Raw genomic sequence first — 24,726 nt, 5'->3', positions numbered from 1 at the left:
ATACAACGTCATCAATACAAGGCAAGGAGTGGGCAGCATGAGTCAGGATTGGGATGCCGGTCGGCTGGATAGCGACCTTGAGGGCGTAGCGTTCGACACCTTGGCTGTGCGTGCTGGCCAGCACCGTACGCCAGAGGGCGAACACGGTGATGCAATGTTCCTGACCTCAAGCTACGTGTTCCGCACGGCTGGCGATGCAGCAGCGCGGTTCTCGGGCGAGGTGGCAGGCAACGTTTATTCGCGTTACACCAACCCTACCGTGCGCGCGTTCGAAGAGCGCATCGCGGCACTGGAAGGGGCAGAGCAGGCCGTTGCCACGGCAACAGGCATGGCCGCCATTTTGGCGGTGGTGATGAGCCTGTGCAGCGCCGGTGACCACATTCTGGTCTCGCGCAGCGTCTTTGGTTCGACCATCAGTCTGTTTGAAAAGTACTTCAAGCGTTTCGGTGTCGAGGTCGACTACGTCCCCCTGGCCGAACTGGCGGGCTGGGATGCGGCGATCAAGCCCAACACCAAGTTGCTGTTTGTCGAGTCTCCGTCCAACCCGTTGGCTGAGCTGGTAGACATCAGTGCGCTGGCAGAAATTGCCCACGCCAAAGGTGCGCTACTGGTCGTCGACAACTGCTTCTGCACCCCCGCTTTGCAGCAGCCGGTCAAGTTGGGTGCCGACATCGTTGTGCACTCGGCCACCAAGTTCATCGACGGCCAGGGTCGCTGCATGGGCGGCGTGGTTGCCGGTCGCAGTGAACAGATGAAAGAAGTCGTCGGCTTCCTGCGTACGGCCGGGCCGACCCTGAGCCCGTTCAATGCGTGGATCTTTCTCAAGGGGTTGGAAACCTTGAACCTGCGCATGCGTGCTCACTGCGCCAGCGCGCAAGCGCTGGCTGAGTGGCTGGAGCAGCAGGAAGGCGTCGAAAAAGTCCATTACGCAGGCCTCAAGAGCCATCCTCAGCATGCCTTGGCCCAACGCCAGCAGAGAGGGTTCGGTGCAGTGGTCAGTTTTGAAGTCAAAGGCGGCAAAGAGGGCGCCTGGCGCTTTATCGATGCCACGCGCCTGATCTCGATCACGGCCAACCTGGGTGACAGCAAAACCACCATCACCCACCCGGCGACCACTTCCCATGGTCGTCTGGCGCCGCAAGAGCGTGAAGCAGCGGGTATTCGTGACAGCCTGATCCGCATTGCGGTCGGTCTGGAAGATGTAGCTGACCTGCAGGCAGACCTGGCACGAGGCTTGGCCGCACTGTGACCGAATGGGCTCCTCAAGCACCGATTGAAGGCAATGGCCGTGTGGCGCTGGTAACCGGCGCCGCGCGGGGCATTGGTCTGGGAATTGCGGCATGGCTGATCAGCGAAGGCTGGCAAGTGGTGCTGACCGACATTGATCGCGCGCGAGGTTCTAAAGTGGCCAAGGCGCTGGGTGAAAGCGCCTGGTTTGTGGCCATGGATGTGTCGGTCGAGACAGACGTGATCCAGTGCGTGGCACAAGTGCTGGGGCAATTCGGTCGACTGGACGCCCTGGTGTGCAATGCCGCGATTGCCGACCCGCACAACAAGACCCTCGAAAGCCTCGATCTGGCTCACTGGAACCGCGTGCTGGCGGTCAACCTGACCGGGCCGATGCTATTGGCCAAGCACTGTGCGCCTTACTTGCGTGCCCATTGCGGTTCGATCGTCAATCTGGCCTCTACTCGTGCCCACCAATCAGAGCCCGATACCGAGGCTTATGTGGCGAGCAAGGGAGGTTTGCTGGCGCTGACCCACGCACTGGCAATCAGCCTTGGGCCGGAGATTCGGGTCAATGCCGTGAGTCCGGGCTGGATTGATGCCCGTGACCCTTCTGTCAGGCGTGCAGAGCCGTTAACCGATGCTGATCATGCACAGCATCCGGCAGGCCGGGTCGGCACCGTGGAAGACGTTGCCTCCATGGTTGCTTGGCTACTGTCACGAAATGCCGGATTTGTGACGGGGCAGGAGTTTGTGGTCGACGGTGGCATGAGCAAGAAAATGATTTATGGAGAATAGAGCCACTGCAAGGTTTTAGCTGTCAGCGGCAAGTAAGATCAGGCCATTGTTTGCTTTCGTTCTTGCTTGTTGCTTGAAGCGGGTCGCTGTTTTTCTTTGTTTTTGAAAAAACTCAATAATCCCCTTGACTTAGCTTCGATAGGTGCGTAAATTTCGCGGCCTCAACGAAGCAAAGGGTGATTAGCTCAGCTGGGAGAGCATCTGCCTTACAAGCAGAGGGTCGGCGGTTCGATCCCGTCATCACCCACCACTTCTTGAGTTTCTCGAAAGAGAAGGTCGCTTTTAACAAAGCAACCAACCGACGCGCAGCGGTAGTTCAGTCGGTTAGAATACCGGCCTGTCACGCCGGGGGTCGCGGGTTCGAGTCCCGTCCGCTGCGCCATATTTGTACAAGTCAGGCTCGCCTGACTTGCGATTGAAAGGCACCGAAGCTCTTCAGTCACAGGTTTAAAAGATTCAAACGGGCGCAAGTCCGAGCGATACGCAGCGGTAGTTCAGTCGGTTAGAATACCGGCCTGTCACGCCGGGGGTCGCGGGTTCGAGTCCCGTCCGCTGCGCCATATTTGCCTCAGAGCCCTTGAACTCTCTGAAGCTACAAAGAAAGCGGCCCTAGGGTCGCTTTTTTTGTGCCTCGAATTTGTAAGCCCTACACCCCCCTAAAGATGAAAACATTCCCGCCGTCTCGAATGTTGCCAGCGATGGCATCCCTGAAATATGCAGCGTATCGATCGTGCAGAGAATTTTGAGCCGGATGCGCGAATAAATCACGAACTGATGCACAATACGCCCCGTTCAGTTCTCTTCAGGATTTTCAATGCCCATGTCATTCCCCTTGCGTACCGTGATAGTGGCCCTTTTACTGGCCGGACTCGCAGGTTGTTCATCGAAGAAGACAGCGATTTACGAACATGAGAACTTCGACGATTCAGGCACGTTCTCGCGTAACTACCCGGTTACCGATAAGGCTTCTTGCGAAGCCGCGCGCCGGGCATTGCTCAGTCAGGGCTATATCATCACCAGTAATGATCCCAAGCTGATTAGCGGCCACAAGAGCTTCCAGCAAACCGGCGAGAGCCATCTGGAGATCAGCTTTAACGTGGTGTGTGCCGATGACGGCGGATCCGCGCACCACGCGACCATGTTTGCCAACGCACTACAGGACCGTTACGCACTGAAGAAGGTCAATAACTCGGCAAGCCTGGGGGTCGGTGTGCTGGGGTCGGTATCGATGCCAATTGGCTCCTCTGACGATTCAATGGTCAAGGTGGCCAGCGAAACAGTGTCGTCCCCCGAGTTCTACGACCGCTTCTTTTCTCTGGTCGAAGTGTTCTTGCCCAAAGAAGTTAAAAAAGACGCCCATATCGAAGACAAGCCCAAGGCTGACCTGGGCGTGCCAGAGCCGGCCGCCGCCAAGCCTCACGCAGCGCCTGCGGTAATCCCGGTAACACCAGCGGCTGCCGCGCCTGTCGTTGAGCCGGCCGCCATTGAGCCTGAAGCTTCCAAGTCGGTCGTGCCGCCAGCACAAGCGCCAGCTCTGGTGCCGGTTGACGTTCAGTCGGCCCCGGCGCCCGTTGTGCCGCCCGTTGCGCCTGCGGTGCCAGCTGTCACCACGCCTGCCAGCACACCTTCTGTGGCACTGCCTGGCGCCTCGCCCGCCGCCGAGAAAAAACCGGAGGCCGCCACGCCTGAGACAGAGCCGGCCACACCACCGGCGACTGACTCGGCAACTACCCCTGTACCGGCCGTTGTAGAGCCTGTGTCGCCAAAATAAAGGGTTGCGCTAAATTTCTGCGGTCTGCTACGTTTAAAGTCAGTGCTGGACGTGTCCTTGACGGTGTCATTGAACCTTCATGCGGACACCTTAAGCTCATACCCAGCGCCAATCAGGCAAGACGTGAACGAACCAGACCTAAAGAGGATGCAGCCATGGATGACTATCAAGAAGAACTGCTCGAGTATCAGGCCTCGGAGTTAGACCCTCTAGAGCCTGCTGACGACGCGACTGAGCTTTGATTCAGGCCAATTGACGCTGGCGACGACGGAACTCTCCTGGAGTCTCATCGTTCCAGCGCTTAAAGGCTCTTTGAAACGCCTCGGCTGAGGCAAACCCCAACAAATAGGCAATCTCGCCAAAGGCCAGCTCCGTGTCACGGATATAGGTCATGGCCAGGTCTCGCCGCGTGTCATTGAGAATCGCGCGAAACTGCGTGCCTTCTTCTGCCAGCTTGCGACGCAAGGTCCAGGTCGGCAACTTCAAACGTGCCGCCACTTCTTCCAGATCGGGCTCTCGACCGCCATTGAGCAAAGGTCCCAGCAATTGCGTAATGCGTTCGCGCAGGCTGCGGGTGCGGGTCAGTTGTTCCAGTTCGCGTTCACACACTTGCAGCAGGCAAGCCCAGGTGCTGGGGCAATGCACAGGGTTGCGCAGATCCAGCGTCGCGTGGTTCAGACGCAACTGGTTGGTCTCTGCGCGGAAATTGATGGGGGTGTGGCTCAGCGGGTTGTAGCGCGGGCCATACTCAGGCTCGCTGAACTCGATGTCGATCTGTTCGCAACGCAAGGGTTGGGCGGCGACTGACGACAACTGTTGCAGCCAGCCAGCAAGGATGGAATCCACCACAAAGCGGTTGTAGGCGTTGTACGGGCTGATGGAGTAAAAGCGCAGCCAGGCACCCTGAGCGTCTTCGTGCAGGCTCGATTGGCCGCGATAGTTTGAACCATACAGCGGCTCAAAACGGATTAACGTGCGCGCCGCTTCGCGCACGGTCGGCGCCTGGGCGGCGGTGACACCTGCCAGCCCCGCCTGCGGCAAGCGACTGAGCTGGCCCATGCGCAAACCGAGTGCTGAATCACCCGTCAGCGCGATTGCCGCATGCCCCAGGCGCATATAACGCGGGATCGATAGTCGAGCCCAAGGCTGGGCGAGTCGGGCCGGGTCCAGACCGTATTGAGCAAGCAAGGGCAGGGGATCTTGCCCATAACTGCGCACGGCGTCCGCCAGGCATTCAACAAATCCGACAGAAAGGTCGCCCAGACGCATCGGCAGTGGCTTCACGGCGTTACAGCCACACGTTCAGCAGTTGTGCGCCGGTGCCGCTGGTGTCGGCACTGGTTTGGCCGTTGCGGCTGATAAACCCCCGCCCCGCACTGCGCTTGTCCCAGAACTTGCCGCGCAAGAATACGGTCATACCCGCTTGGGCAGTGCTGCTGGGCGCGCTGCTGATCAGTGTCAGGCGGTGCCAGGCTTCTCCTTCGGTGACTTCACCGGGTTTGAGACTGATTTCGCTGGGCGTTGAAACGCTTTTGTAGCCACCCCAAGGTTGCTCCCATGTGTTCTTGCCCATGATGAAGGCAGGCACAGCAATCAACTGCGCGCCTTTTTCATTCAGGATTTTATAGTTCTCGGGGTACCAACTGTCGCTGCCGATCAAAATCCCCAGCCGTCCGGCCGGGGTATCGACCACATTCAACTGGTGGTCCGGGCTGGGCTGGATATAGCTTTGTTCTTCGTAGGTGGGTAGCAACTGGCGCTGAGGGGCGCCAAGCAGTGCGCCGTCGTGGCCAAACACTAGGCTGCTGTTGTACAGCGGCCCGTTGCCCGGCAACAACTGGCCGTTTTCAATGCGCGGGTCGGGGAGGGCGATACTGCCTGCCACCAGCGTCACCCCGAACTCTTTGGCCAGCCCGCCAAACAGGCTTTGATAATCACTCGCCATGTGCCGGGCTTTCATGCGCAGGTGAGCATCGTTAGTCCGGTTATCACCGTCTGCCCGCAACCAGGCATTGGCGAAGGCCAGTGGGTTGCTCAGTGCCAGCATGCGCATGGCTTCATTCAAGTTGGCGGCTTGGTACAACTCGTTTTTTTCGCCGCGAAACATCAGCCAGGTGCCGATGTGCTCAGGCAGGATCACGATGGTTTTATCGTTGAGCAGCCCATCATTGCGGGCGCTGTTCAGGTAGGCCGACAGCTTTAGATGCACCAGCGCCAGGCTTTGGAAGTCGCGGGGAGACAGGTCGGGTTCGATGCCCAGCAAATTGCCACGGCCCTGATCAGCGCCATCGTTGACAGCCAGTTTGATACGCAGATCAGACAGGTAGTGACCGACCTCGCGCTGTTCAGCCCAGTACCCGTAGCCAGCGGCAGAAGCGACAAGAGCGATCAGTAAGGTGCAGCCAAATAATTTACGCATGAGAAATAAAGCGGTAACCGTGGGCAGAATTCGAGGACTAGGGTAGGTCGCTGGGCAAGGCTTGCCAAGAGGGGGTGCTCATTTAGGTTATTAATTTGTAAGTTTGAGTCATTGAGTGCGTCAGATTGTGTCTTTACTGTGCCAGACATAAACGCCGGGGAGCCAAAGAGTACCTCGCGTTCCGTGATTTAGCCTGTTCCGGAGCATCCTGATGACCGCCACTCACTACCCGCATTTAATGGCCCCGCTGGATTTGGGTTTTACCACCTTGCGCAACCGCTGCCTCATGGGTTCTATGCACACTGGGCTTGAAGAACAGCCTGGAGGCTTTGAGCGCATGGCGGCCTATTTTGCCGAACGGGCGAAAGGCGGTGTCGGGCTGATGGTGACAGGTGGCATTGCGCCCAACGATGAAGGCGGCGTGTACAGCGGGGCCGCCAAACTGAGCACGGCTGAAGAAGCGGAAAAACACCAAGTGGTGACCCGTGCCGTGCACGATGCAGGCGGCAAGATCTGCCTGCAGATCCTTCACGCCGGGCGCTATGCCTACAGCCCACGGCAAGTGGCACCTAGCGCGATTCAGGCGCCGATCAACCCCTTTACCCCCAAAGAGCTGGACGAAGCTGGCATCGAGAAGCAAATCAGCGACTTCGTGACATGCGCCAAACTGTCTCAAAGCGCCGGTTATGACGGCGTCGAGATCATGGGCTCCGAAGGTTATTTCATTAACCAGTTCCTGGCCGTGCAGACCAACCATCGCACCGACCGTTGGGGTGGCAGCTACGAAAACCGTATGCGCCTGCCGATTGAAATCGTGCGCCGGGTGCGTGAAGCGGTGGGCCCGAACTTCATTATTATTTATCGCCTGTCGATGCTCGATCTGGTGGCGGGTGGGAGCGTCTGGGAAGAGATCGTGCAGTTGGCCAAGGCCGTGGAGCAGGCCGGTGCGACCCTGATTAACACTGGCATTGGCTGGCACGAAGCGCGCATTCCGACCATCGCCACTAAAGTGCCACGCGGTGCATTCAGCAAAGTCACCGCCAAGCTGCGCGGTTCGGTCAACGTACCGTTGATCACCACCAACCGCATCAACACCCCGGAAATCGCCGAACAGATTCTGGCCGAGGGCGACGCCGACATGGTGTCCATGGCACGGCCGTTCCTGGCTGATCCGGAATTCGTCAACAAAGCGGCGGCCGGGCGCAGCGATGAAATCAATACTTGCATCGGCTGCAACCAAGCGTGCCTTGACCACACCTTTGGCGGCAAACTGACCAGTTGCCTGGTTAACCCGCGAGCCTGCCATGAAACCGTGCTCAATTACCTGCCGACCATCGCAGTGAAGAAAATCGCCGTGGTCGGTGCCGGGCCTGCCGGATTGTCAGCGGCGACGGTCGCGGCTGAACGTGGGCATCAGGTCACGCTGTTTGATTCAGCCAGTGAAATTGGTGGCCAGTTCAACGTGGCCAAGCGCGTGCCGGGCAAGGAAGAGTTCTTCGAAACCCTGCGCTACTTCAAGCGCAAGCTGCAAACCACTGGCGTGGAGCTGCGACTCAATACGCGTGTGGACGTGCAGCAACTGGTGGCGGGCGAGTTTGACGAAATCATCCTGGCCACCGGTATTGCCCCGCGAACCCCGGCGATTCCGGGCATCGACAACCCTAAAGTGCTGAGCTATCTGGACGTGATCCTTGAGCGCAAGCCGGTAGGGAACAGCGTCGCAGTCATCGGTGCGGGGGGCATCGGTTTTGACGTCTCCGAGTTCCTGGTGCAACAGGGCGTGGCCACCAGCCAGGACCGCGAAGCCTTCTGGCGCGAGTGGGGCATCGATACCCACCTCGAAGCCCGTGGCGGTGTGGCCGGAATCAAACCGCAGGTGCATGCGCCAGCACGGCAGGTATTTTTGTTGCAGCGTAAAAAGACCAAGGTCGGAGACGGTCTGGGCAAAACCACCGGCTGGATCCATCGCACCGGCTTGAAAAACAAGCACGTGCAAATGCTCAACAGCGTGGAGTACCTGAGCATCGACAATGATGGATTGCACGTGCGCATTGGCGAAGGCGAGCCGCAGTTGCTGCCCGTCGACAACATCGTTATTTGCGCCGGTCAAGACCCGCTGCGCGAACTGCAAGACGGATTGCTGGCTGCCGGGCAAAAGGTGCACTTGATTGGCGGCGCCGACGTCGCGGCCGAACTGGACGCCAAACGCGCCATCAACCAGGGCTCGCGACTGGCTGCCGAGCTGTAAACCTTGGCACCCCTCGCGATTGTTTGACCTTCTGGATCAAAAGATCGCGAGGCAAGCTCGCTCCTACACAGTGCGGGGCGGGCTGAGGGTCATGTGCTCGGCCACAAAATCCACAAACACCCGCAATTTAGGCAGCAGATGGCGGCTGCTGGGCCACAGCACCGAAAATCGGCCATGGGCTGTGATGTGCTCGCCCAATACCGCCACTAACTGATTGCTCTGTAATAACTGACGCACCGCAAAGTCCGGCACATAAGCGATACCAAAACCGCCCACAGCTGCGCTGATCAGCGCTTCCAGGTTGTTGAACACCAGCGGGCTCGAGCGTTTCCAAAGGCTGTCGTCAGCACCGCCTGTGAAGGCCCATTCCTGCAACTGGCCGTTGCTGGGGAATCGATAGCGCAAGCACACATGCTGCTTCAAGTCCTGAGGCTCGCAAGGTTTGCCCTGCCGAGCGAAGTAATCGGGTGCACCGACCAGCACAAAGTGGAAGGCGCCCAACGGTTTGCTCTTGAGCCGCGAGTCGGCAAAGTCACCGCTGCGGATTACCGCATCCATCCCTTCACCAATCACATCGACCATGCGGTCGCTGAAATCCATGTCCAGTTCGATCTCCGGGTAGAGACGGGTGAAGTCGCCCAGAATCGGTAGCAACATTCGATAACCAATCGCCGGCAGGCTTACGCGCAAACGGCCACGCGGCGCCTCGCGTGACGAAGTCAACTCGGCTTCTGCCTCCTCCAGGTCATCGATGATTCGGCTGCAACGCTCAAAAAACAGCGTCCCCTCTTCGGTCAGGCTCAGGCGACGGGTGCTGCGATTGAACAGCCGCACCCCCAGTCCGTCCTCCAGGCGGGCCACGCTCTTGCCCACCGCCGAGGCGCCAATACCCAAGCGTTCGGCTGCCGCCACATAACTGCCCAGTTTGGCGGCGATCACGAAGGCATTCAGTCCACTCAAGCTTTCCATGGGGGACTCCTCTATTCAGGAATTTTTGTCGTGTGAGTGCGGATTTATAACCTGTTTTTCTTCGAATAAATCGCTTTTATCCTCTATCAATCCTCTTTCACGGCACACCGCACAGTCACCGATTGCCCCTGGAGCCTTATTGATGAGTGTTCATTCCACACCGAGCAGTTACGCAGGCTGGACATTGCTGGCGGTCTGCACCGCTGCGTTGATCCTGCCCCTGAGTTTTTCAGCAGGCGCGCTGGCGACGCCCGCCATTGGCCTCGATCTGGGCAGCGGGCCACTGGGAATGACCTGGATCACCAACGCCTTTATGTTGAGCTTTGGCAGCTTGCTAATGGCCGCAGGCACACTGGCAGATCGTTATGGGCGTAAACGCATGTTCAGGCTTGGTGTCGGTGGCTTTGTGCTGGCTTCTCTGGCCTTAGGGCTGGCCCCGACGATTGTTTGGCTCGATGGGCTTCGGGCACTACAGGGCATGGCCGCAGCGGCTGCGTTAGCGGGCGGGAGTGCGACGCTGGCCAACACCTTTGAAGGGCGCAGCCGGACCCGGGCCTTTAGCCTGTTGGGCACCAGTTTTGGGGTCGGCCTGGCGCTGGGGCCGATTCTGGCCGGGGTATTGATTGAGCACCTTGGCTGGCGCGCGGTGTTTGTCTCGGGGGCGCTCATCGGTGGACTGGCGTTGCTGATGTCCATGGCGATGATGCAAGAATCCAAAGACCCGCAGGCCAGTGAGCTGGACTGGAAGGGCACGCTGAGCTTCACGGCCTCACTGGTGCTCTTCACTTGGGCCATTCTGCTGGTCCCCGGCAGTGGCTGGAGCAGTACGCCAGTGCTCGCCATGCTGCTCGCCGCGCTGGTGTGTGTGGCCGTATTTGTGCGGATTGAACGGCAGGCAGCGCGTCCGATGCTCGACCTGTCCCTGTTCCGTTACCCGCGTTTTGTTGGCGTGCAACTGCTGCCGATTGCGACCTGCTTTTGTTTTGTCGTGCTGCTGGTATTGCTGCCGGTGCGCTTGATTGGCATTGAGGGTCGCAGCGAAACCCATACCGGGCTGATCATGATTGCCTTATCGGCGCCAATGCTGGTCGTGCCCTATCTGGCAGGTGTATTGACGCACTGGCTCTCGGCCAGGGTGTTGTCGGCTATCGGTTTGCTGATCGCCGCAGCGGGCCTGCTGATGCTGAGCCGAGTGGGCATTGGCCAGCCGACGATTGACCTGATCGTGCCATTACTGGTGATTGGCATCGGCACGGGGCTGCCGTGGGGGCTGATGGACGGGCTGTCGATCAGCGTTGTGCCCAAGGAGCGAGCGGGCATGGCGACCGGTATTTTCGGCACTACCCGCGTCGCCGGTGAAGGCATCTCACTGGCCCTCGTCAGTGCGTTGCTGGCGTTACTGATTCAAGGCCATTTGCCATCAACCAGTGCGCGCGCCGCGCAATACCTGGGCGCCGGGGACATCACCCAGGCGTCACACTGGATGCAAGGCATTGACCTGGGCGTGTTGAGCGGTGCCTACCTGCAAGCGTTTCAAGTATTGCTCTGCGGGTTGGCCGCTTTGACCGTGATGGTTGCCGTGCTGGTGCTGTGGTTTCTGCGCGGGACAAGCGTTGAAGATCCACAGTTGGCAGTCACCAGCCAATAATCCGCGCAGGCTGCGATCTTTAATAGAAAAAGATCGCAGCCTGCGACAGCTCCCACGATTCACTCAATGCACGATCTGCGCTAGAAACGCTTTGGCGCGTGGGCTGTTCGGGGCGTTGAAGAAATCTTCGGGCGGCGAGTCTTCGATGATCATGCCGCCGTCCAGAAACAACACCCGCTCCGCCACCTGGCGAGCAAAGCCCATTTCGTGGGTGACGCAGAGCATGGTCATGCCGCTGCCGGCCAGTTTGACCATCACGTCCAGCACTTCGCTGACCATTTCCGGGTCCAGCGCCGAGGTCGGCTCATCGAACAACATGATTTTGGGTTCCATGCACAACGCTCGGGCGATGGCCACGCGCTGCTGCTGGCCGCCTGACAGTTGGCTCGGGTATTTGTCCGCCTGGCTGGCAATGCCGACCTTTTCCAAAAAGTGTTGCGCCAGTTCCACCGCCTTTTTGCGGGCCAGCCCACGCACCGACATGGGGGCGAGGATGCAATTGTCGAGCACGCTCATGTGCGGGAACAGGTTGAAATGCTGGAACACCATGCCGATTTCGCTGCGTACTTTGGCTGCTTCACGGGTGGCTTGCGACAGGTCGGTGTTGTTGACCAGAATCCTGCCTTTCTCGGCGATTTCCAGGCGGTTAATGCAGCGAATCAAGGTCGACTTACCCGAGCCAGACGGGCCGCACAGCACGATACGCTCGCCTTCACGTACTTTTAGGTCGATGCCTTTAAGCACATGAAACGCGCTGTAGTACTTGTTCAGACCAGCGATGTCCACCACCACCTTGCGCGTATCTGTCACGGGCGACACAGGGTTATGAACGTAAGCAGGTTGAGCGTGCATAGTGTGTCTCCACAGATCAGTAAAAGCGCTCGGCGCTGTAGGGCGTAGGGTCGGTGAACGGGAGTTCGCCCGTCATCATTTCTGCTAACAGGCGTCCGCTGACCGGGCCCAGGGTCAGGCCGTGATGCGCGTGGCCAAAGTTGAACCATAAACCTCTGTGGCGACTGGCCGGGCCAATCACCGGGCACATATCGGGCAGGCATGGGCGGCGGCCCAGCCAGGGTTCGGCATCGACGCGCGGACCCAGCGGGTACAGATGCTGGGCACGTTCTTCGCAGCGGCGCAGCTGGATTTCGTTGATCGGGTCATCACTGTCAGCGAATTCGATTCCGGTGGTCAGGCGAATACCGCCAACCATCGGCGCCAACACATAACCGCCGATCGAGTCGAGAATGGGATGCTGCATGGTGTGACCGTCTTTGGCGGCGTAGTGCATGTGGTAGCCGCGTTTGATCGCCAGCGGAATCCGATACCCCAGCGGTTCGAAAATTTCCCGTGCTTGCGGGCCGAGTGCTACCACCGCTTCATTGGCGATGATTAAACCTTTTTGGCTCTCAACCTGCCATTGCCCGGCGGTCGCCCGCAGGCCAGTGGCATCGCCCATCACAAAGGTACCGCCGCGCTTGATAAACAGCGCGGCGTAACCGCGGGTCAGGCCGCCTGGATCGCTGACGGTCTTTGGGTCGAGCCAATGAATGCCCCCCAGTACATCGCCATGCAGGCCCGGTTCCAGCGCGTGCACTTGCTGTTGGTCGAGCACCCGGTAGTTGAGCTTGAACTCGCTCAAAGCTGCCGCATCGCGCTGAGCTTTGTCGAAATCAGCCTGAGTGCGATACACCTCAATCCAGCCGCTGTCCTGAATCAATCCGGTCATGCCGGCCGGCTCTGCCAGCAGATCGTGTTCGCTGACGCATTTTTCAATCAGCGGCAGCATGGCCCGGGTGGCTTTGGTCAAGCCCTTGCTGCCGGATTGCTGCCAGTACTTCATCAGCCACGGCCCGGCTTTAGGCAGGTGCTTGAGGCTGTAGCGCACATCGGATTGCTGATTAAGCCCGTAGCGCAGCAATCGCGAGAGTTCACGCGGGAACGCGTATGGGATAACGCTGGCGCGCTCGATCAACCCGGCGTTGCCATGGCTGGTGCCGCTGCCGGGCTGGTCGCGGTCGAGTAACACAACGTTGCGTCCGCGGGCCTGAAGTTGCAACGCGGTGCTGACGCCGACAATGCCGGCTCCCAGAACGAGAGTGTCGCAATGCATAAATAAATCCTTAAACCGAGGGCCGTTTCGCAGCCCGAAAAAGTGGGCTTACTGCAAATGGCGGCTGAGGCGGCCTTCGATAAACTTCAGGCTGCGGCGCACAATCTCGACGATCAGCAGATAGAGCACGGCGGCCCACAGGTACACCTGGAAGTCGAAGCTGCGGGCGAACACCATCTTGGTCACGCCCATCAGATCGTAAATAGTCACCAGAGAGGCGATGGCGCTGGCCTTGATCATCAGGATCAGCTCGTTGCCCAGTGGGCCGATAGCCACCAGCAGCGATTGCGGCAGAATGACTTTGCGAAAGGCAGTCCAGCGCGACAGGTTCAGGGCCTTGCACGCTTCACGCTGGCCTTGAGCCACAGACATGATGCTGCCGCGCAGAATTTCAGCCTGATACGCCGCCGTGTTCAGGGTGAAGGCCAGCAGGGTGCAGAGCCAGGCATCGCGGAAAAACCACCACAAACCGATGTCTTGCCAAAAGCTTTTGAACGAGCCAAGGCCGTAATACAGCAAGAACAGTTGAGCCAGCAGCGGCGAGCCCCGGAAAAAATACACGTACGCGCCAGTCACATTGCGCAAGAAGCGGTTGCTGGACAAACGCCCCAGGGCAATCAGCAGGCCGAGCAGTGCGCCGAGGGTGAACGAAATCGCTACCAGCTTGGCCGTTACCAGCAGCCCGTCGATAAAGCGCGGGCCGTAGCGTTCCAGCAGTTCGGGGCTGAGAATCATGTTTTGCAGATCCGCCAGGCTCATGGCTGCACGCTCCGTATATGGCGGTTGAAGTAGCGTTCCAGAAAGGCGAACAAGCGCCCGGAAATCGCAGAGAAAAACAGGTAGATAAAGCAGGCCACGGTGTAGAACAGCATCGGGTCCTTGGTCACGCTGACGGCCAGGTTGGTTTGGCGCATCAGGTCGACCAGGGCGATGGTCGATACCAGAGACGTGTCTTTAAGCAGCGACAGCCAGTTGTTCGACAGGCCGGGCAACGCGATGCGCGCCAGTTGTGGCAGCACCACTTTGCGAAAGGTGGTGAAGGGGGACAGGCCCAACGCCGAGGCGGCCTCAAACTGCCCCTTGGGAATGGTCTTAAAGGCGCCCAGCCAGATCTCGCTGGAAAAGGCCGCAAACACCAGACTGAAAGCGATCATCGCGGCAACAAAGGTGTTGATCGTGAACTGCACGTCATACCCCATGAGAGCCAAGATCTTTTGCGCCGCGATCTGGCAGCCGTAATAAATGATCAGCAGCGTCAACAGTTCCGGCAGGCCACGAAAGACCGTTGAAAACGTCGTGGCCCATGCCCGCATCCAGCGGTTTTTGGAGCGTGCCGCAACGGCCACAGCTAACCCCAGTGGCAAGCCGATCGGCAGGCAGCTCAAGGCCAGGGCAATGGTCACCAGTGACCCGGCAAGCAGCGCCGAGCCCCAGCCGCCACTGGCGAAAGAAAGAAGTGAGAGTTGGTCGAGCATGCTCGAGTCCCCGGTCAAAAAAAGGCAAAATTCAGCCGCTGCGCACACAACGTGCGCAGGGCAGGGTCATTGGCAGGGAAGCCCTCAATAGAGGGCGAGCGCCTCAGGTTCTGTACGAAATGTATCTGCGCTCGGTGATGCTGCGTTGAAAACAGGCTCGGAATGCTCATTTACAACCCGTAAACTCAGCTTCCTCGCCTGTTTTCGCCTTGCCTGACCTTCGCTCGAAAACATTTCTAGTAAATATCGAAGTCGAAGTACTTGCTGGAGATCTTTTTATAGGTGCCGTCGGCCACGATTTCGTCCAGCGCCTTGTTGAAACGCTCGCGTAATGCGTTGTCGTTCTGGCGAACGGCAATGGCCGCGTCCGCCATGGTGCCGTCGACATCGCCAATGATTTTGCAGCAGTCCTTACCGGTTTTATTGACCCATTCCAGCAGCGGGAATTTGTCGGCGATCACTACGTCAACCCGTTCATTGGCCAATTCGCTGTTGGCTTCGTCCAGGGTCGGGTAGAGCTTGAGATCTGCATCCTTGTAATGTGCTTCGGCATACAGACTTTGGGTCGCTGCGCTTTGCGCGCCCACGGTTTTGCCTTTGAAGTCGGACTGCGCATCGGTAATCGCAGAGTCCTTGGCCACGGCAATCGACAGTGGAGTGCGGTAGTAATGATTAGTGAACGCGATTTTCTTTTTGCGCTCTTCGTTCACGATCATCGAGGCCACAATGGCGTCATATTTCTTGGCCATCAGGCCCGCGATGATCCCGTCCCAGTCCTGAGCCACGAGGGTGCATTCTGCCCCCATGCGCTTGCACAGCTCTTCGGTGATGTCGACGTCAAAGCCGTGCAACTTATTGTCCGAATCAACGTAGTTAAACGGAGGGTAGGCGCCTTCCGTGGCGATTGTCAGTTTGTCGGCCTGAGCGTAGGACGCGACAGCGAAAACCATTGCACATGCACTGGCAAAGCGAAGGACGTTGTTCATCTAGCACCTCGTTTTATTGTTTTGATCCGGGTGAGGATGTGTAACCCACGAACTCATTGTGTAAGGTCGCGGTTGCCTCAAGACGCTTCTCTACGTCAGGCCCCAGTTGTTTGCACACTTCGTTGATCAGCAGGTGCACCAGCGACAGCATGGCTGCGGTGGATTCCCAGAACAGATTGAATTCGGTCGGTACGCGAAACACTTCATCGGCATACGAATCGGCCCAGTCGCAGAAGGTATCGGTCACCAGCGTGACCGGGATGCCTGCTTCACGAGCCTTGCGGCACAGTTGTTGGGCGTGGCGCGAATAACGGCGGGCTTCGAACACCACCAGTGCGCAATCTTGCGCGGGGCATAGCAGCACGTCGGCGTAATGCCCGGCGGCGCCATCGACCAATTGCACGCCATCGCGCAGGTATTGCAGCAAATGCACCATGGAGGCGGCGATCCCGCGCTCGGTCTGGAAACCCGCCACACATACTTTGCGCCGAGTGGCCAGGCGCTGACTGACGGTTTGCCATTCGGGCGTCAGGCTGTATTCGTACACCTTGACCAGGGCGGCGACTTCCAGCTCAAAACTGCGCGGCAAGGCCTGCGGGCTTTGGCTCGATTGCTGACGAAATTCTTGCAGGCGATCACCGACCAGCCACGGGCCATCGCCGAGGTCGTCTTTGAGATCGTTTTTGAGTTCTTTGAAGTGGCTGTAACCGAGCGAGCGGCAGAAGCGCCCAACACTGGACTCGCTTACACCCAGCTTGCCGGCAATATCGGCGGCGGTCTGAAACGGCAGTTCGTAGAGGTTCGCCAGCATGTAAGTAGCAATCGCCCGACCCGAAGGCGCGGCGGTTGACAGACTGCTTTCAAGGCGTTGTTTAATCGACGGACTCACGGCTGCTTCCTGTTCTTGTTTCAGCACAGTGCAGAAAGTGAATGTTTTCTGTCATTAAGTCAAGATTTGACAGATAACTGTCATCGCAGGATAGTTGGCCTCGCCGTTGCACATCGACAATAACAACTAAATTGGAGCGCATAATGTCCCAGCCCGTTACCTCCACACCGGCCACAGAGTCGCTGTCCCTCAGTGAACTGAGCGCTTTGTTGCAACAGATTTTCGAGCGTCATGGCACCTCCCATGCTGTGGCACAGGTACTGGCCGACAACTGCGCCCGGGCTCAGCGTGATGGTTCCTACAGCCATGGGGTGTTCCGTATTCCGGGGTATCTGGCGTCGTTGGCGAGCAACTGGGTGGATGGTCAGGCCATCCCGCAGGTTGAAGACGTCGCGTCGGGTTTTATCCGCGTAGATGCTGCCAATGGTTTTGCCCAACCGGCACTGGCCGCAGCGCGTGAACTGTTGGTTCATAAAGCCCGCAGTGCCGGGATCGCGGTGCTGGCTATTCGTAACTCGCACCACTTTGCAGCGTTGTGGCCCGATGTTGAACCGTTTGCTGAAGAAGGCCTGGTGGCCTTGAGCGTCGTCAACAGCATGACGTGCGTGGTGCCGCATGGCGCGCAGAAACCGTTGTTCGGTACCAACCCGATTGCTTTTGCTGCGCCGCGTGCTGACGGCAATCCGATTGTGTTCGACCTGGCCACCAGCGCCATTGCCCACGGCGACGTGCAAATCGCCGCCCGCAAAGGCCATTCATTGCCCGCCGGAATGGGCGTCGACAAACATGGCGAGCCTACCGAAAACCCGAAAGAAATCCTCGACGGTGGCGCCTTGCTGCCGTTTGGTGGCCACAAAGGTTCGGCCTTGTCGATGATGGTCGAACTGCTGGCGGCGGCGCTGACAGGCGGCAATTTCTCGTTCGAATTCGACTGGAAGAAACACCCTGGTGCGCAAACGCCATGGACGGGCCAACTGTTGATCGTCATCGACCCGAGCAAATCTGGCGGCAACAGCTTCGCCCAGCGCAGTGGCGAACTGGTGCGCCAGATGCACGCGGTGGGCCTCGAACGCATGCCGGGTGATCGGCGCTTTATCGAACGCGCCAAATCCTTGGAAGCAGGTATCCCGTTGGGTGTTGAAGAATTGGCCAGACTGCGGGCGCTGGCTTAATTTCTGTGGGAGCTGGCCCTCAAGAATTGCCGGATCAGGTTCGGCGTGCATCCGGTCCAGCGTTTAAGCGCACGGCGGAAATTGGCCGGGTCGTTGAAGTTTAAATACTCTGCCACCGCGTCGTTGCTCAAGCCCTTGATCTGGTACAGATACAGCGCCACATGCTTGCGGGCCTGGTCCTGCTGGGCCTGGAAGTGGGTGCCGTGCTTACTCAGTTTGCGCTTGAGGGTGGCCTGGCTCATCGAAAAATGCTGCGCCACTTCTTCAAGGCCCGGCGCGCGTTGTGCGTGATCGCGCAGGTGCACATAGAGCCGGTCAAGCAGGCTGGCGCTAAATCCAAGGTCGTGCAGTTGGCTTTGCGCCTGCTGGTGTGCCACTTGCCGGGCAATCGCGGAGGTATTGGGCCAGGCCTGCGTCAGGTATTCGCGGGGTAAACGCATCAGGTCAAGTTGGCAACCGAACTGGGTGTTTTCGCCCAGGTGAACCCAGTACTGCTCCACATAGCGCGGTTCGGGGTAACTCAAGCAACATTCCCAGGGCAGGCGTTCACCGCTTAGCCGCTGACTCATGGCCTTGACGGCGGTCATGCTGGCCTCTTGCACAAAACGTAATTGCTCTTGCGCACCGCAACTGTCGAGCCAGTACACGTAGGCGTATTTGTCATCCAGCAGCAGGCGCGGGGTCAGCAAGGGGCTGAGCAAAGCCCGGTGGTGAATGACAGTTTCCAGCGCTTGATGCAGGTTCTGCGCCTGTTGCAGCGCATGGCTGGCAGGGCCGTAGTGGCCCGGCAGCAAGCGCTGGCCAAACAGAAAGCTGCTGTCATCGGCGTCGAGCAAGCGCTGGGCATTGGCGATCAGGCCGAAGAACTGCTGTGCACTCAGGCGTGTGCCGCCGGCCACGATGTCGTCGTAAAACAGCCCCGTGCCACGCAGCAGTCGATGGCTGTCGATGTCTCGTGACAACGCCAGATCAATCAACGTGGCGGGTTGGTAATGCCCCGGTATAAAACGCGTGTCCGCCTCGTACCCACTGCTGCAGCGTGTCATGCCCGTTTACTCCGGGGTGGCTTGGCGCGGGCCAAGGCCAGATTCAGGCGTTTGAGCAGTTCATCCGGCGCTTGATCGAATGCCATCACCACCGCCGTGCTGGCGGATAAACACACACGTTCACCCTGTTGCCGGGTTTTGTGGGCAAGGCTTTGCACCGCGTGTTGCAGCTCTACAGCCAGCAATCGGGCCTGGCTTTCGCCGGTGTTGGGCAGCAGTACCACAAAGCGGTCGCCGGCCAGTCGGCAGAGCAGGTCATGGCGACGCAGGTTGAGCAGCAGCAACTGGCTCAAAGCCTGCAACAGGGCGTCGCCTTCCGCGTAGCCGTAGTGTTGATTGATAAGCGAAAAGTCGTCGATATCCAGCGCCAGCAACGTCAGCGGTTGTTCCTGCTCGCGGCTTTGCGCCATGCAGTCACTGACTTGGCGCTTGAGATAGTCGGCACCGCCCAGTGGGGTCAATTTGTCGAACAGGCGATGCTCACGAAAAATCTTTTCGCGTTTTTCCATTTGCTGATTGATGGCCTGCTGCTCGCGATGCCAGTGGTACAGACCGATGGTCAGCACAATCATGCCGATTGGCATCGGACCCGACTCCAGCCAGTGATTCCAGCTCAGGTGCTTGGGCAGGCGGATAAATTCGTCGAGGGCGTCCATCCACCACGAAAAGAAGATGCAGCCCAGACCGATCGACAGGTAGTTGGTGACCCGGCCCGTGGGGCGGCTTTTAAGCACCAGAAATAGCCACAGCAACACAAAGAGTGCGGTGCCGCCTTCGCCGAGGATGTCCAGCCATTGCCACTCGTGAAAGGCTTTGGGCGTGCCGAATGCCAGGTTCAGCAGCAAGCCACTATTGGCTGCCAGTAACAGCAAGCCGAGTTTCCAGCGGTGGTGTTTGAGGATGTTTAGCCAAGTCATGACGGGTCCGCCCAAGCGTAATGCTGGTCAGCAGAACAGAGCGTTGTGACAGCAATGTTACGGGGTGTGAGGGTCGAATCAGCTCAGGTGTCTTAAACATAAATAGCTAAACACACGTTCTGTGGGAGCGGGCTTGTTCGCGAGAGCGCTGACGAGTTGCCTGCATCGCGAACAAGCCCGCTCCCACACAGGATGATGCAGGTCAAATCAGCTCATTCAGGTCTCGTTTACCCCGCAAAAGCCTCTATTTGCCAGGGGTTCGCCGCACGTTGTAACAGCACTGTCATTGAGCAACCCTAGCGTTCGCTTCCAAGTTGTCGGGCCATTTGCCTGACCTGTTGTGGGAACTTGGGGGGGAGATCAAGCATGTACACGTGTCGGAGCAAGTCGCAGTGGGTGGGCTTCACGTTCAGTGCATTGGCCATGGCGATTGCCAGCGAGCGCCTGAGCGCTGCTGAGCCGGTCGCAGAGCACGTTGAGGTGGTGGGGCAGGCCGTCAGCCTGGACAAGGCGCTCAAGCAACAACGCAAGTCGGACAACATTGAAAGCGTGGTGCACGCCGATGGCGTGGCTCAGTTACCGGACGCCAACGTTGCCGAGGCTGTACAGCGCTTACCCGGCATCAGCATTGAGCGCGATCAGGGCGAAGGCCGTTTCGTCAGCGTGCGGGGCCTGGGCCCTGACCTTAACAGCGTGACCATCAACGGCACGCTGGTGCCGTCCCCCGAAAGCAAACGCCGTGCCGTGGCGTTGGATGTGTTGCCGGCCGAGCTGGTGCAGTCACTGTCGGTGATCAAAACCCTGACCCCGGACATGGACGCCAACTCGCTGGGCGGCACGGTTGATGTGCAAAGCCTCTCGGCCTTCGACCATGAAGGCCTGTTCTACACCGGTAGCACCCAGGCCGGTTATAACAAGAACACCCATCAGACCAGCCCTAAGGTCTCGGGCGCGATCAGTGATCGTTTCAGTCTGGGTGACGGCATCGACAACTTCGGTGTCGCGGCTGCCCTGAGCTGGAACAAGCGTGATTTCGGTTCCGACAACGTCGAAACCGCCGGTGACTGGGACTTTACCGACGGCGCTAAACTCAACAGCTTTGAACAGCGTGTGTATGACATCAGCCGTGAACGCACGGGCGGCGGTCTGAACGTTGATTACAAGCCAGACGATGACACCAGGCTTTACCTGCGCTCGCTGTACAGCCGTTTCAAGGACAGCGAAATCCGCAACGCCGACGCCGTTGAGTTTTCCAACCCGCAAGCCGCAGGTGAATTGGGCAAGGCCAAGGGCAAGCGTAAACTCAAGCAGCGCGAAGAAACCCAGGACATCCAGTCGTACGTGTTCGGTGGCGAGCGCACCATGGGCCTTTGGACCTTGAGCGGGCAGGCCGGTTACAGCGAGTCCAGCGAAGACAGCCCGGCGGGGATTGCCGGAGCCACCTTCAAAAGTCGTTCGAGCTTCCCGAACAGCGGTTTTTATGACTCGGAAAAACCGCGCCCGATCATCGGCGAAGGCTTCTATGACCCGGCCAATTACACGCTCGACAAAGTGGACGTCAAGCAAGACCACACCCAAGACACAGAGAAGAACATTCGCCTCGACCTGGCGCGTGACTACGATGTGCAAGGGTATGCCTCGCAAGTCAAATTTGGCGGCAAGGTCAGCCGTCGCAACAAAGACAACGACACCGAGGCGTGGAGTTACAAGAACTTCTCGATGTTGGGGTTCAGCGATGCGCAGCTTAATCTGACCCAGTTCGACAAGGGCAATCTGGATTACTCCCTCGGCCGCTACGGTCCGGGAATCAGTGCCGGTGCCATCAAGGACCTGATTGGCGGCTTGAACCGCGATCAGTTCTATAACGAGCAAGATTCACGGGTCAATGACTTCACCATGAGTGAAGACATCAACTCGGCTTACATGATGAACACCGTTGACATCGACGATTGGCGCTTTATCGCCGGTTTGCGTTACGAGGGCACGGAGTTCGAAGCCAAAGGCACAGGCGTGCGCAACGGCGCGTACGAGTCGCAAGACACCAAACGCGATTATCACCACTGGCTGCCGGGGCTGCATGCGCGCTATCAATTGGCGAAAAACACCCAAGTGCGTGCCGCCTGGACCAACGCTGTGGTGCGCCCGACATTCGGCCAACTGGCCCCCGGTTTTGTGATCGAAGATGATGTGGCCGAGTTCGGCAACCCGAATCTCAAACCGCTGGAATCGAGCAACTTCGACCTGGGCATTGAGCACTTCATGGGGCAGGCCGGTACGGTGTCGGCGTTCCTCTTCTATAAAGACATCAAAAACTTCGTCTACAACAATGACCTGGCCGGTACGGGGGTCTGGAGCAACTTCACCGAGGCGCACTCCTACGCCAACGGCGACAGCGCCAAGCTGTACGGCCTGGAACTGGCCTATTCACAAAAATTCGATTGGCTGCCAGCGCCCTGGAATGGCGTGATTCTAGGCGCGAACACCACGTTCAGTCGCTCCAACGCCAGCATCAAAGGCTACGACGCTGCCAGCGGAACCACGATCAAGCGTGACATCGACTTGCCGAGCCAATCCGACATGGTCGGCAATCTGATGCTCGGCTGGGAAGACGACAAACTCAGCCTACGCCTGTCAGCCAACTACAAGTCGGACTACCTCTACGAGCTCTCAGGGATCAACGACAAGGCTCACGACACGCACGTCGGCTCTCAGACGTTTCTTGACTTCAGTGCCCGTTACTCGCTGACCAAAAACCTGCAAGTCACCTTTGATGCGCAGAACCTGACCGATCAGCCCTACTTCGTTTACAGCGGTAACAGCCGCTACAACAACCAGTACGAAGAGTACGGCCCTACCTACTCCGTAGGGCTGACCTTCACCCACTTTTGACCCCACGACAAATCCTGGTAGCCGTTGACGCAGGCTGCGATACGGGCCGCACGACCTTGGTTTTCTAGTCGACAAACAAAGGGCTGCCATGCCAGCCATCGCAGCCTTCGGCAGCGGCTACAGGTGCTGACTTTAAATGGACTGTTTACCCATGACCTTTATGTTTAAACGCAAACCCCGGCTGTTGCCTTTGCTCGTGTGTCTGGCTGCAGGCGGCGCGAAGGCAGGCGCTGACATCAATGCTCCAGCCCTGCAACCCTGGGGCGCGACCAAGGCGCAGGCGCTGAGCTACTTGCCAACTGGGGCAGGCGACGATCGTCTGGCCGTCAGCAAGCGTGACGGGCTGCTGTTGCTCGACCCGCAAGGCAAAACCCTGAGCCAGGTGGCGGGCTCGTTCTCTGGCCTTGACAGCCGCGCCCTGGGTGACAAGGTACTGGTCGCCAGCCACGACAAGAACAAGCAGCAAGTTGCACTGTTCAGCCTTGACCCGAAAACCCGTGAATGGCAGGCACCGATGTACCTGCCAACGCGTGACTATGCGGTGAACGGCGTGTGCCTGTACCGTGACCAAGCGAGCAATGTGTACCTGTTTACGGTGGGTGAAGAAGGCAAGGGCGAGCAATGGCTGGTCGCCGCTGACAGCAAACGTCTGGCGACACCGCAAAGAGTGCGTAGCCTGCCGTTGCCGCCCGAGGCGACGTTTTGCCAGGTGGATGATGCTGCGCAGCAACTGTTCGTCAACGAACAGAATGTTGGCTGGTGGGCGTACCCGGCACATGCCGAAGCGGATGCCTCGCGTTTGCCGGTGGCCATCGTTGAGCCGTTCGGTAACGTGAAGAAAGCCGCCGCAGCCATGGCCCTGGTTCCGGGCGGGATGCTTGGGCTTGATCCCAAGGCTGGGCAATTGAACCTCTATCAACAACAAGGCAAGCGATGGTCGCCGGTTGCCAGTTTGACGCTTAAAGGTGTCACAGAGCCTGAGCATCTGGCGCTGCGTGAAACCCCCAAAGGGCTTGAGCTGTTGGTGCAAGATGGCGCCAGCAGTCGCCTGTTCGAAGGCACGCTGGACTGGAAAGCCACGCCGGTAGAGTTGCCGCCCGCATTGCCGGTGGTTAAACCCATTGTGCAAACCGACATCGTCATGAGTCAGGGCGATGCGGCGGACGACCCGGCCATTTGGGTTCACCCCACAAAGCCGGCGTTGAGCCGCGTGCTGGGCACCAACAAGCAGCAAGGGCTTGAGGTGTACGACGTGCAGGGCAAGCGCGTGCAGCATTTGCCGGTCGGGCGCCTGAACAACGTCGACGTGCGTGCGGGTTTTACTCTGGGGGCGAACACCGTTGACCTGGCGGTGGCGAGCAATCGCGATCACAACAGCCTGAGTGTGTTCAGCATTGATCGTGCGACAGGCGTGTTGAAAACCGTGGGCGAGATTGCCACGCCGGTCAAAGACATCTACGGCCTGTGCCTGTTCAAGGCGCCGTCGGGCGAAATCTACAGCTTCGCCAACGACAAGGACGGCACGTTCTTGCAGCATCGCCTGTACCCCAGAGGTGACCGAGTAGAGGGCGAGCTGGTGCGCCAGTTCAAGGTTCAGACCCAGCCTGAAGGCTGCGTCGCCGATGACCAGCGCCAGCGCCTGTTTATCGGTGAAGAAGACGTGGCCGTGTGGGCGGTCGATGCGCGTCCCGACCAGCCAGCAACCCTGACCAGCGTGATCAAGGTCGGTGATCGGGTGCATGACGACATTGAAGGGCTGGCGCTGTATCAGAGCGAAAAAGACACCTACCTGGTGATCTCCAGCCAAGGCAACGACAGCTATGTGGTGGTCGATGCCGAGCCGCCATTTGCCCCGCGTGGAGCGTTTCGGGTGGGCGTAAATGCTGAGGCCCGGATTGATGGCACTTCTGAAACCGATGGCCTTGAAGTGACCTCGGCCAACCTCGGCGGCCCTTGGAGCAAGGGCATGCTGGTGGTGCAAGACGGTCGCAAGCGCATGCCCGAACAAGCCCAGAACTTCAAATACATCCCGTGGAGTGAAGTAGCCAAGGCGTTGCACTTGCCATAACCCCGTCACACGACCCGTCTATCACATCAATACACGTGGGCGCTGCGCAACGTTGCGATCTTTTGATCTTTTGAAAGCTTGCAGCCTGCACCAG

The 24,726-nt window shown here is 58.8% G+C and carries 18 protein-coding genes, 3 tRNA genes and 1 pseudogene; 11 read left to right on the top strand and 11 right to left on the bottom strand.

Going from position 1 to position 24,726, the window contains the following annotated elements; translation table 11 throughout:
* Window positions 1-37: 37 nt before the first annotated feature.
* The 6 genes from ACIQYF_RS11350 (at window position 38) to ACIQYF_RS11325 (ending at window position 3,796) form a co-directional block, all read left to right on the top strand.
* Window positions 38-1,249 carry an O-succinylhomoserine sulfhydrylase gene (locus tag ACIQYF_RS11350; RefSeq protein ID WP_402860998.1) on the top strand — a complete coding sequence of 404 codons (1,212 nt, stop codon included), beginning with the start codon at window positions 38-40 and terminating at the stop codon, window positions 1,247-1,249.
* Between the two features lie 23 nt (window positions 1,250-1,272).
* Window positions 1,273-2,025, top strand: coding sequence for an SDR family oxidoreductase (locus ACIQYF_RS11345; protein WP_402861337.1), 753 nt, complete (start codon window positions 1,273-1,275; stop codon window positions 2,023-2,025).
* Window positions 2,026-2,199: 174 nt separating this feature from the next.
* Window positions 2,200-2,275 (top strand) — tRNA-Val (locus ACIQYF_RS11340).
* A 55-nt stretch (window positions 2,276-2,330) separates the two neighbouring features.
* Window positions 2,331-2,407 (top strand) — tRNA-Asp (locus ACIQYF_RS11335).
* Window positions 2,408-2,508: 101 nt separating this feature from the next.
* Window positions 2,509-2,585, top strand: a tRNA-Asp gene (locus tag ACIQYF_RS11330).
* Window positions 2,586-2,839: 254 nt separating this feature from the next.
* Window positions 2,840-3,796, top strand: a complete 957-nt coding sequence (locus ACIQYF_RS11325) for a DUF2242 domain-containing protein (RefSeq protein WP_402860995.1) — start codon at window positions 2,840-2,842, stop codon at window positions 3,794-3,796.
* A gap of 187 nt (window positions 3,797-3,983) precedes the next feature.
* Here ACIQYF_RS11325 and ACIQYF_RS11320 read toward each other — a convergent pair.
* Together ACIQYF_RS11320 and ACIQYF_RS11315 are read right to left on the bottom strand one after the other, a co-directional pair.
* Window positions 3,984-5,080: pseudogene (locus tag ACIQYF_RS11320) on the bottom strand (AraC family transcriptional regulator).
* A 4-nt stretch (window positions 5,081-5,084) separates the two neighbouring features.
* On the bottom strand, window positions 5,085-6,215 hold the full coding sequence (locus ACIQYF_RS11315) for a carbon-nitrogen hydrolase family protein (RefSeq protein WP_402860992.1): 1,131 nt from the start codon (window positions 6,213-6,215) through the stop codon (window positions 5,085-5,087).
* Between the two features lie 211 nt (window positions 6,216-6,426).
* On the opposite strand from ACIQYF_RS11315, the gene ACIQYF_RS11310 reads away from it, so the two are divergent.
* The gene (locus ACIQYF_RS11310; protein WP_402860989.1) at window positions 6,427-8,463 is read left to right on the top strand and encodes an FAD-dependent oxidoreductase; all 2,037 of its coding nucleotides are present in this window, start codon (window positions 6,427-6,429) and stop codon (window positions 8,461-8,463) included.
* 63 nt (window positions 8,464-8,526) lie between these two features.
* On the opposite strand, the gene ACIQYF_RS11305 is transcribed toward ACIQYF_RS11310, so the two are convergent.
* Complete coding sequence (locus ACIQYF_RS11305) at window positions 8,527-9,432, bottom strand: LysR family transcriptional regulator (protein WP_402860986.1); 906 nt, start codon at window positions 9,430-9,432, stop codon at window positions 8,527-8,529.
* 142 nt (window positions 9,433-9,574) lie between these two features.
* Between ACIQYF_RS11305 and ACIQYF_RS11300 the strand changes: the two genes are divergently transcribed.
* A complete protein-coding gene (locus ACIQYF_RS11300; RefSeq protein ID WP_402860983.1) occupies window positions 9,575-11,080 on the top strand; it encodes an MFS transporter in 1,506 nt (501 codons plus the stop codon).
* 63 nt (window positions 11,081-11,143) lie between these two features.
* Here the strand turns inward: ACIQYF_RS11300 and ACIQYF_RS11295 are convergent, their stop codons facing one another.
* From ACIQYF_RS11295 to ACIQYF_RS11270, 6 genes are all read right to left on the bottom strand, one after another.
* On the bottom strand, window positions 11,144-11,869 hold the full coding sequence (locus ACIQYF_RS11295) for an amino acid ABC transporter ATP-binding protein (protein WP_402861334.1): 726 nt from the start codon (window positions 11,867-11,869) through the stop codon (window positions 11,144-11,146).
* 79 nt (window positions 11,870-11,948) lie between these two features.
* On the bottom strand, window positions 11,949-13,190 hold the full coding sequence (locus ACIQYF_RS11290) for an NAD(P)/FAD-dependent oxidoreductase (protein WP_402860980.1): 1,242 nt from the start codon (window positions 13,188-13,190) through the stop codon (window positions 11,949-11,951).
* Between the two features lie 48 nt (window positions 13,191-13,238).
* Window positions 13,239-13,949: an ABC transporter permease gene (locus ACIQYF_RS11285; RefSeq protein ID WP_402860977.1), complete on the bottom strand. Its 711-nt coding sequence runs from the start codon at window positions 13,947-13,949 to the stop codon at window positions 13,239-13,241.
* A complete protein-coding gene (locus tag ACIQYF_RS11280) occupies window positions 13,946-14,665 on the bottom strand; it encodes an ABC transporter permease (RefSeq protein ID WP_402860974.1) in 720 nt (239 codons plus the stop codon). Before ACIQYF_RS11280 ends, ACIQYF_RS11285 begins: the two co-directional genes overlap by 4 nt.
* 236 nt (window positions 14,666-14,901) lie before the next feature.
* Window positions 14,902-15,651: a transporter substrate-binding domain-containing protein gene (locus tag ACIQYF_RS11275; protein WP_402860971.1), complete on the bottom strand. Its 750-nt coding sequence runs from the start codon at window positions 15,649-15,651 to the stop codon at window positions 14,902-14,904.
* Window positions 15,652-15,664: 13 nt separating this feature from the next.
* Window positions 15,665-16,540 (bottom strand): MurR/RpiR family transcriptional regulator, encoded by an 876-nt coding sequence (locus ACIQYF_RS11270; protein WP_402860968.1) that lies wholly within the window; start codon window positions 16,538-16,540, stop codon window positions 15,665-15,667.
* Window positions 16,541-16,683: 143 nt separating this feature from the next.
* Between ACIQYF_RS11270 and ACIQYF_RS11265 the strand changes: the two genes are divergently transcribed.
* Window positions 16,684-17,712 carry an Ldh family oxidoreductase gene (locus ACIQYF_RS11265; protein WP_402860965.1) on the top strand — a complete coding sequence of 343 codons (1,029 nt, stop codon included), beginning with the start codon at window positions 16,684-16,686 and terminating at the stop codon, window positions 17,710-17,712.
* Here ACIQYF_RS11265 and ACIQYF_RS11260 read toward each other — a convergent pair.
* Window positions 17,709-18,758: an AraC family transcriptional regulator ligand-binding domain-containing protein gene (locus ACIQYF_RS11260; RefSeq protein ID WP_402860962.1), complete on the bottom strand. Its 1,050-nt coding sequence runs from the start codon at window positions 18,756-18,758 to the stop codon at window positions 17,709-17,711. The two genes, ACIQYF_RS11265 and ACIQYF_RS11260, sit on opposite strands and share 4 nt — an antisense overlap.
* Entirely contained in the window at window positions 18,755-19,675 is a 921-nt protein-coding gene (locus tag ACIQYF_RS11255; RefSeq protein WP_402860959.1) for a GGDEF domain-containing protein, read from the bottom strand. The genes ACIQYF_RS11260 and ACIQYF_RS11255 overlap by 4 nt, the downstream gene beginning before the upstream one ends.
* Window positions 19,676-20,041: 366 nt before the next feature.
* Between ACIQYF_RS11255 and ACIQYF_RS11250 the strand changes: the two genes are divergently transcribed.
* Together ACIQYF_RS11250 and ACIQYF_RS11245 are read left to right on the top strand one after the other, a co-directional pair.
* The gene (locus ACIQYF_RS11250; RefSeq protein ID WP_402860956.1) at window positions 20,042-22,564 is read left to right on the top strand and encodes a TonB-dependent receptor; all 2,523 of its coding nucleotides are present in this window, start codon (window positions 20,042-20,044) and stop codon (window positions 22,562-22,564) included.
* A gap of 151 nt (window positions 22,565-22,715) precedes the next feature.
* A complete protein-coding gene (locus tag ACIQYF_RS11245; protein ID WP_402860953.1) occupies window positions 22,716-24,632 on the top strand; it encodes a phytase in 1,917 nt (638 codons plus the stop codon).
* The last annotated feature ends 94 nt before the right edge of the window (window positions 24,633-24,726 follow it).

The sequence above is a fragment of the Pseudomonas sp. NPDC096917 genome, from assembly GCF_044762555.1.
Classification (GTDB): domain Bacteria; phylum Pseudomonadota; class Gammaproteobacteria; order Pseudomonadales; family Pseudomonadaceae; genus Aquipseudomonas.
The sequence above is the reverse complement of the archived record's forward strand: the minus strand, read 5'-3'. Positions and strand labels throughout refer to the sequence as shown.

What these genes read in the sequence shown, in the direction of transcription:
- ACIQYF_RS11350 (WP_402860998.1), top strand. Translation starts at nt 38, where the DNA reads ATGAGTCAGGATTGGGATGCCGGTCGGCTGGATAGCGACCTTGAGGGC.
- ACIQYF_RS11325 (WP_402860995.1), top strand. Translation starts at nt 2,840, where the DNA reads ATGCCCATGTCATTCCCCTTGCGTACCGTGATAGTGGCCCTTTTACTG.
- ACIQYF_RS11315 (WP_402860992.1), bottom strand. Translation starts at nt 6,215, where the DNA reads ATGCGTAAATTATTTGGCTGCACCTTACTGATCGCTCTTGTCGCTTCT.
- ACIQYF_RS11310 (WP_402860989.1), top strand. Translation starts at nt 6,427, where the DNA reads ATGACCGCCACTCACTACCCGCATTTAATGGCCCCGCTGGATTTGGGT.
- ACIQYF_RS11305 (WP_402860986.1), bottom strand. Translation starts at nt 9,432, where the DNA reads ATGGAAAGCTTGAGTGGACTGAATGCCTTCGTGATCGCCGCCAAACTG.
- ACIQYF_RS11300 (WP_402860983.1), top strand. Translation starts at nt 9,575, where the DNA reads ATGAGTGTTCATTCCACACCGAGCAGTTACGCAGGCTGGACATTGCTG.
- ACIQYF_RS11290 (WP_402860980.1), bottom strand. Translation starts at nt 13,190, where the DNA reads ATGCATTGCGACACTCTCGTTCTGGGAGCCGGCATTGTCGGCGTCAGC.
- ACIQYF_RS11285 (WP_402860977.1), bottom strand. Translation starts at nt 13,949, where the DNA reads ATGAGCCTGGCGGATCTGCAAAACATGATTCTCAGCCCCGAACTGCTG.
- ACIQYF_RS11280 (WP_402860974.1), bottom strand. Translation starts at nt 14,665, where the DNA reads ATGCTCGACCAACTCTCACTTCTTTCTTTCGCCAGTGGCGGCTGGGGC.
- ACIQYF_RS11275 (WP_402860971.1), bottom strand. Translation starts at nt 15,651, where the DNA reads ATGAACAACGTCCTTCGCTTTGCCAGTGCATGTGCAATGGTTTTCGCT.
- ACIQYF_RS11265 (WP_402860965.1), top strand. Translation starts at nt 16,684, where the DNA reads ATGTCCCAGCCCGTTACCTCCACACCGGCCACAGAGTCGCTGTCCCTC.
- ACIQYF_RS11260 (WP_402860962.1), bottom strand. Translation starts at nt 18,758, where the DNA reads ATGACACGCTGCAGCAGTGGGTACGAGGCGGACACGCGTTTTATACCG.
- ACIQYF_RS11255 (WP_402860959.1), bottom strand. Translation starts at nt 19,675, where the DNA reads ATGACTTGGCTAAACATCCTCAAACACCACCGCTGGAAACTCGGCTTG.
- ACIQYF_RS11250 (WP_402860956.1), top strand. Translation starts at nt 20,042, where the DNA reads ATGTACACGTGTCGGAGCAAGTCGCAGTGGGTGGGCTTCACGTTCAGT.
- ACIQYF_RS11245 (WP_402860953.1), top strand. Translation starts at nt 22,716, where the DNA reads ATGACCTTTATGTTTAAACGCAAACCCCGGCTGTTGCCTTTGCTCGTG.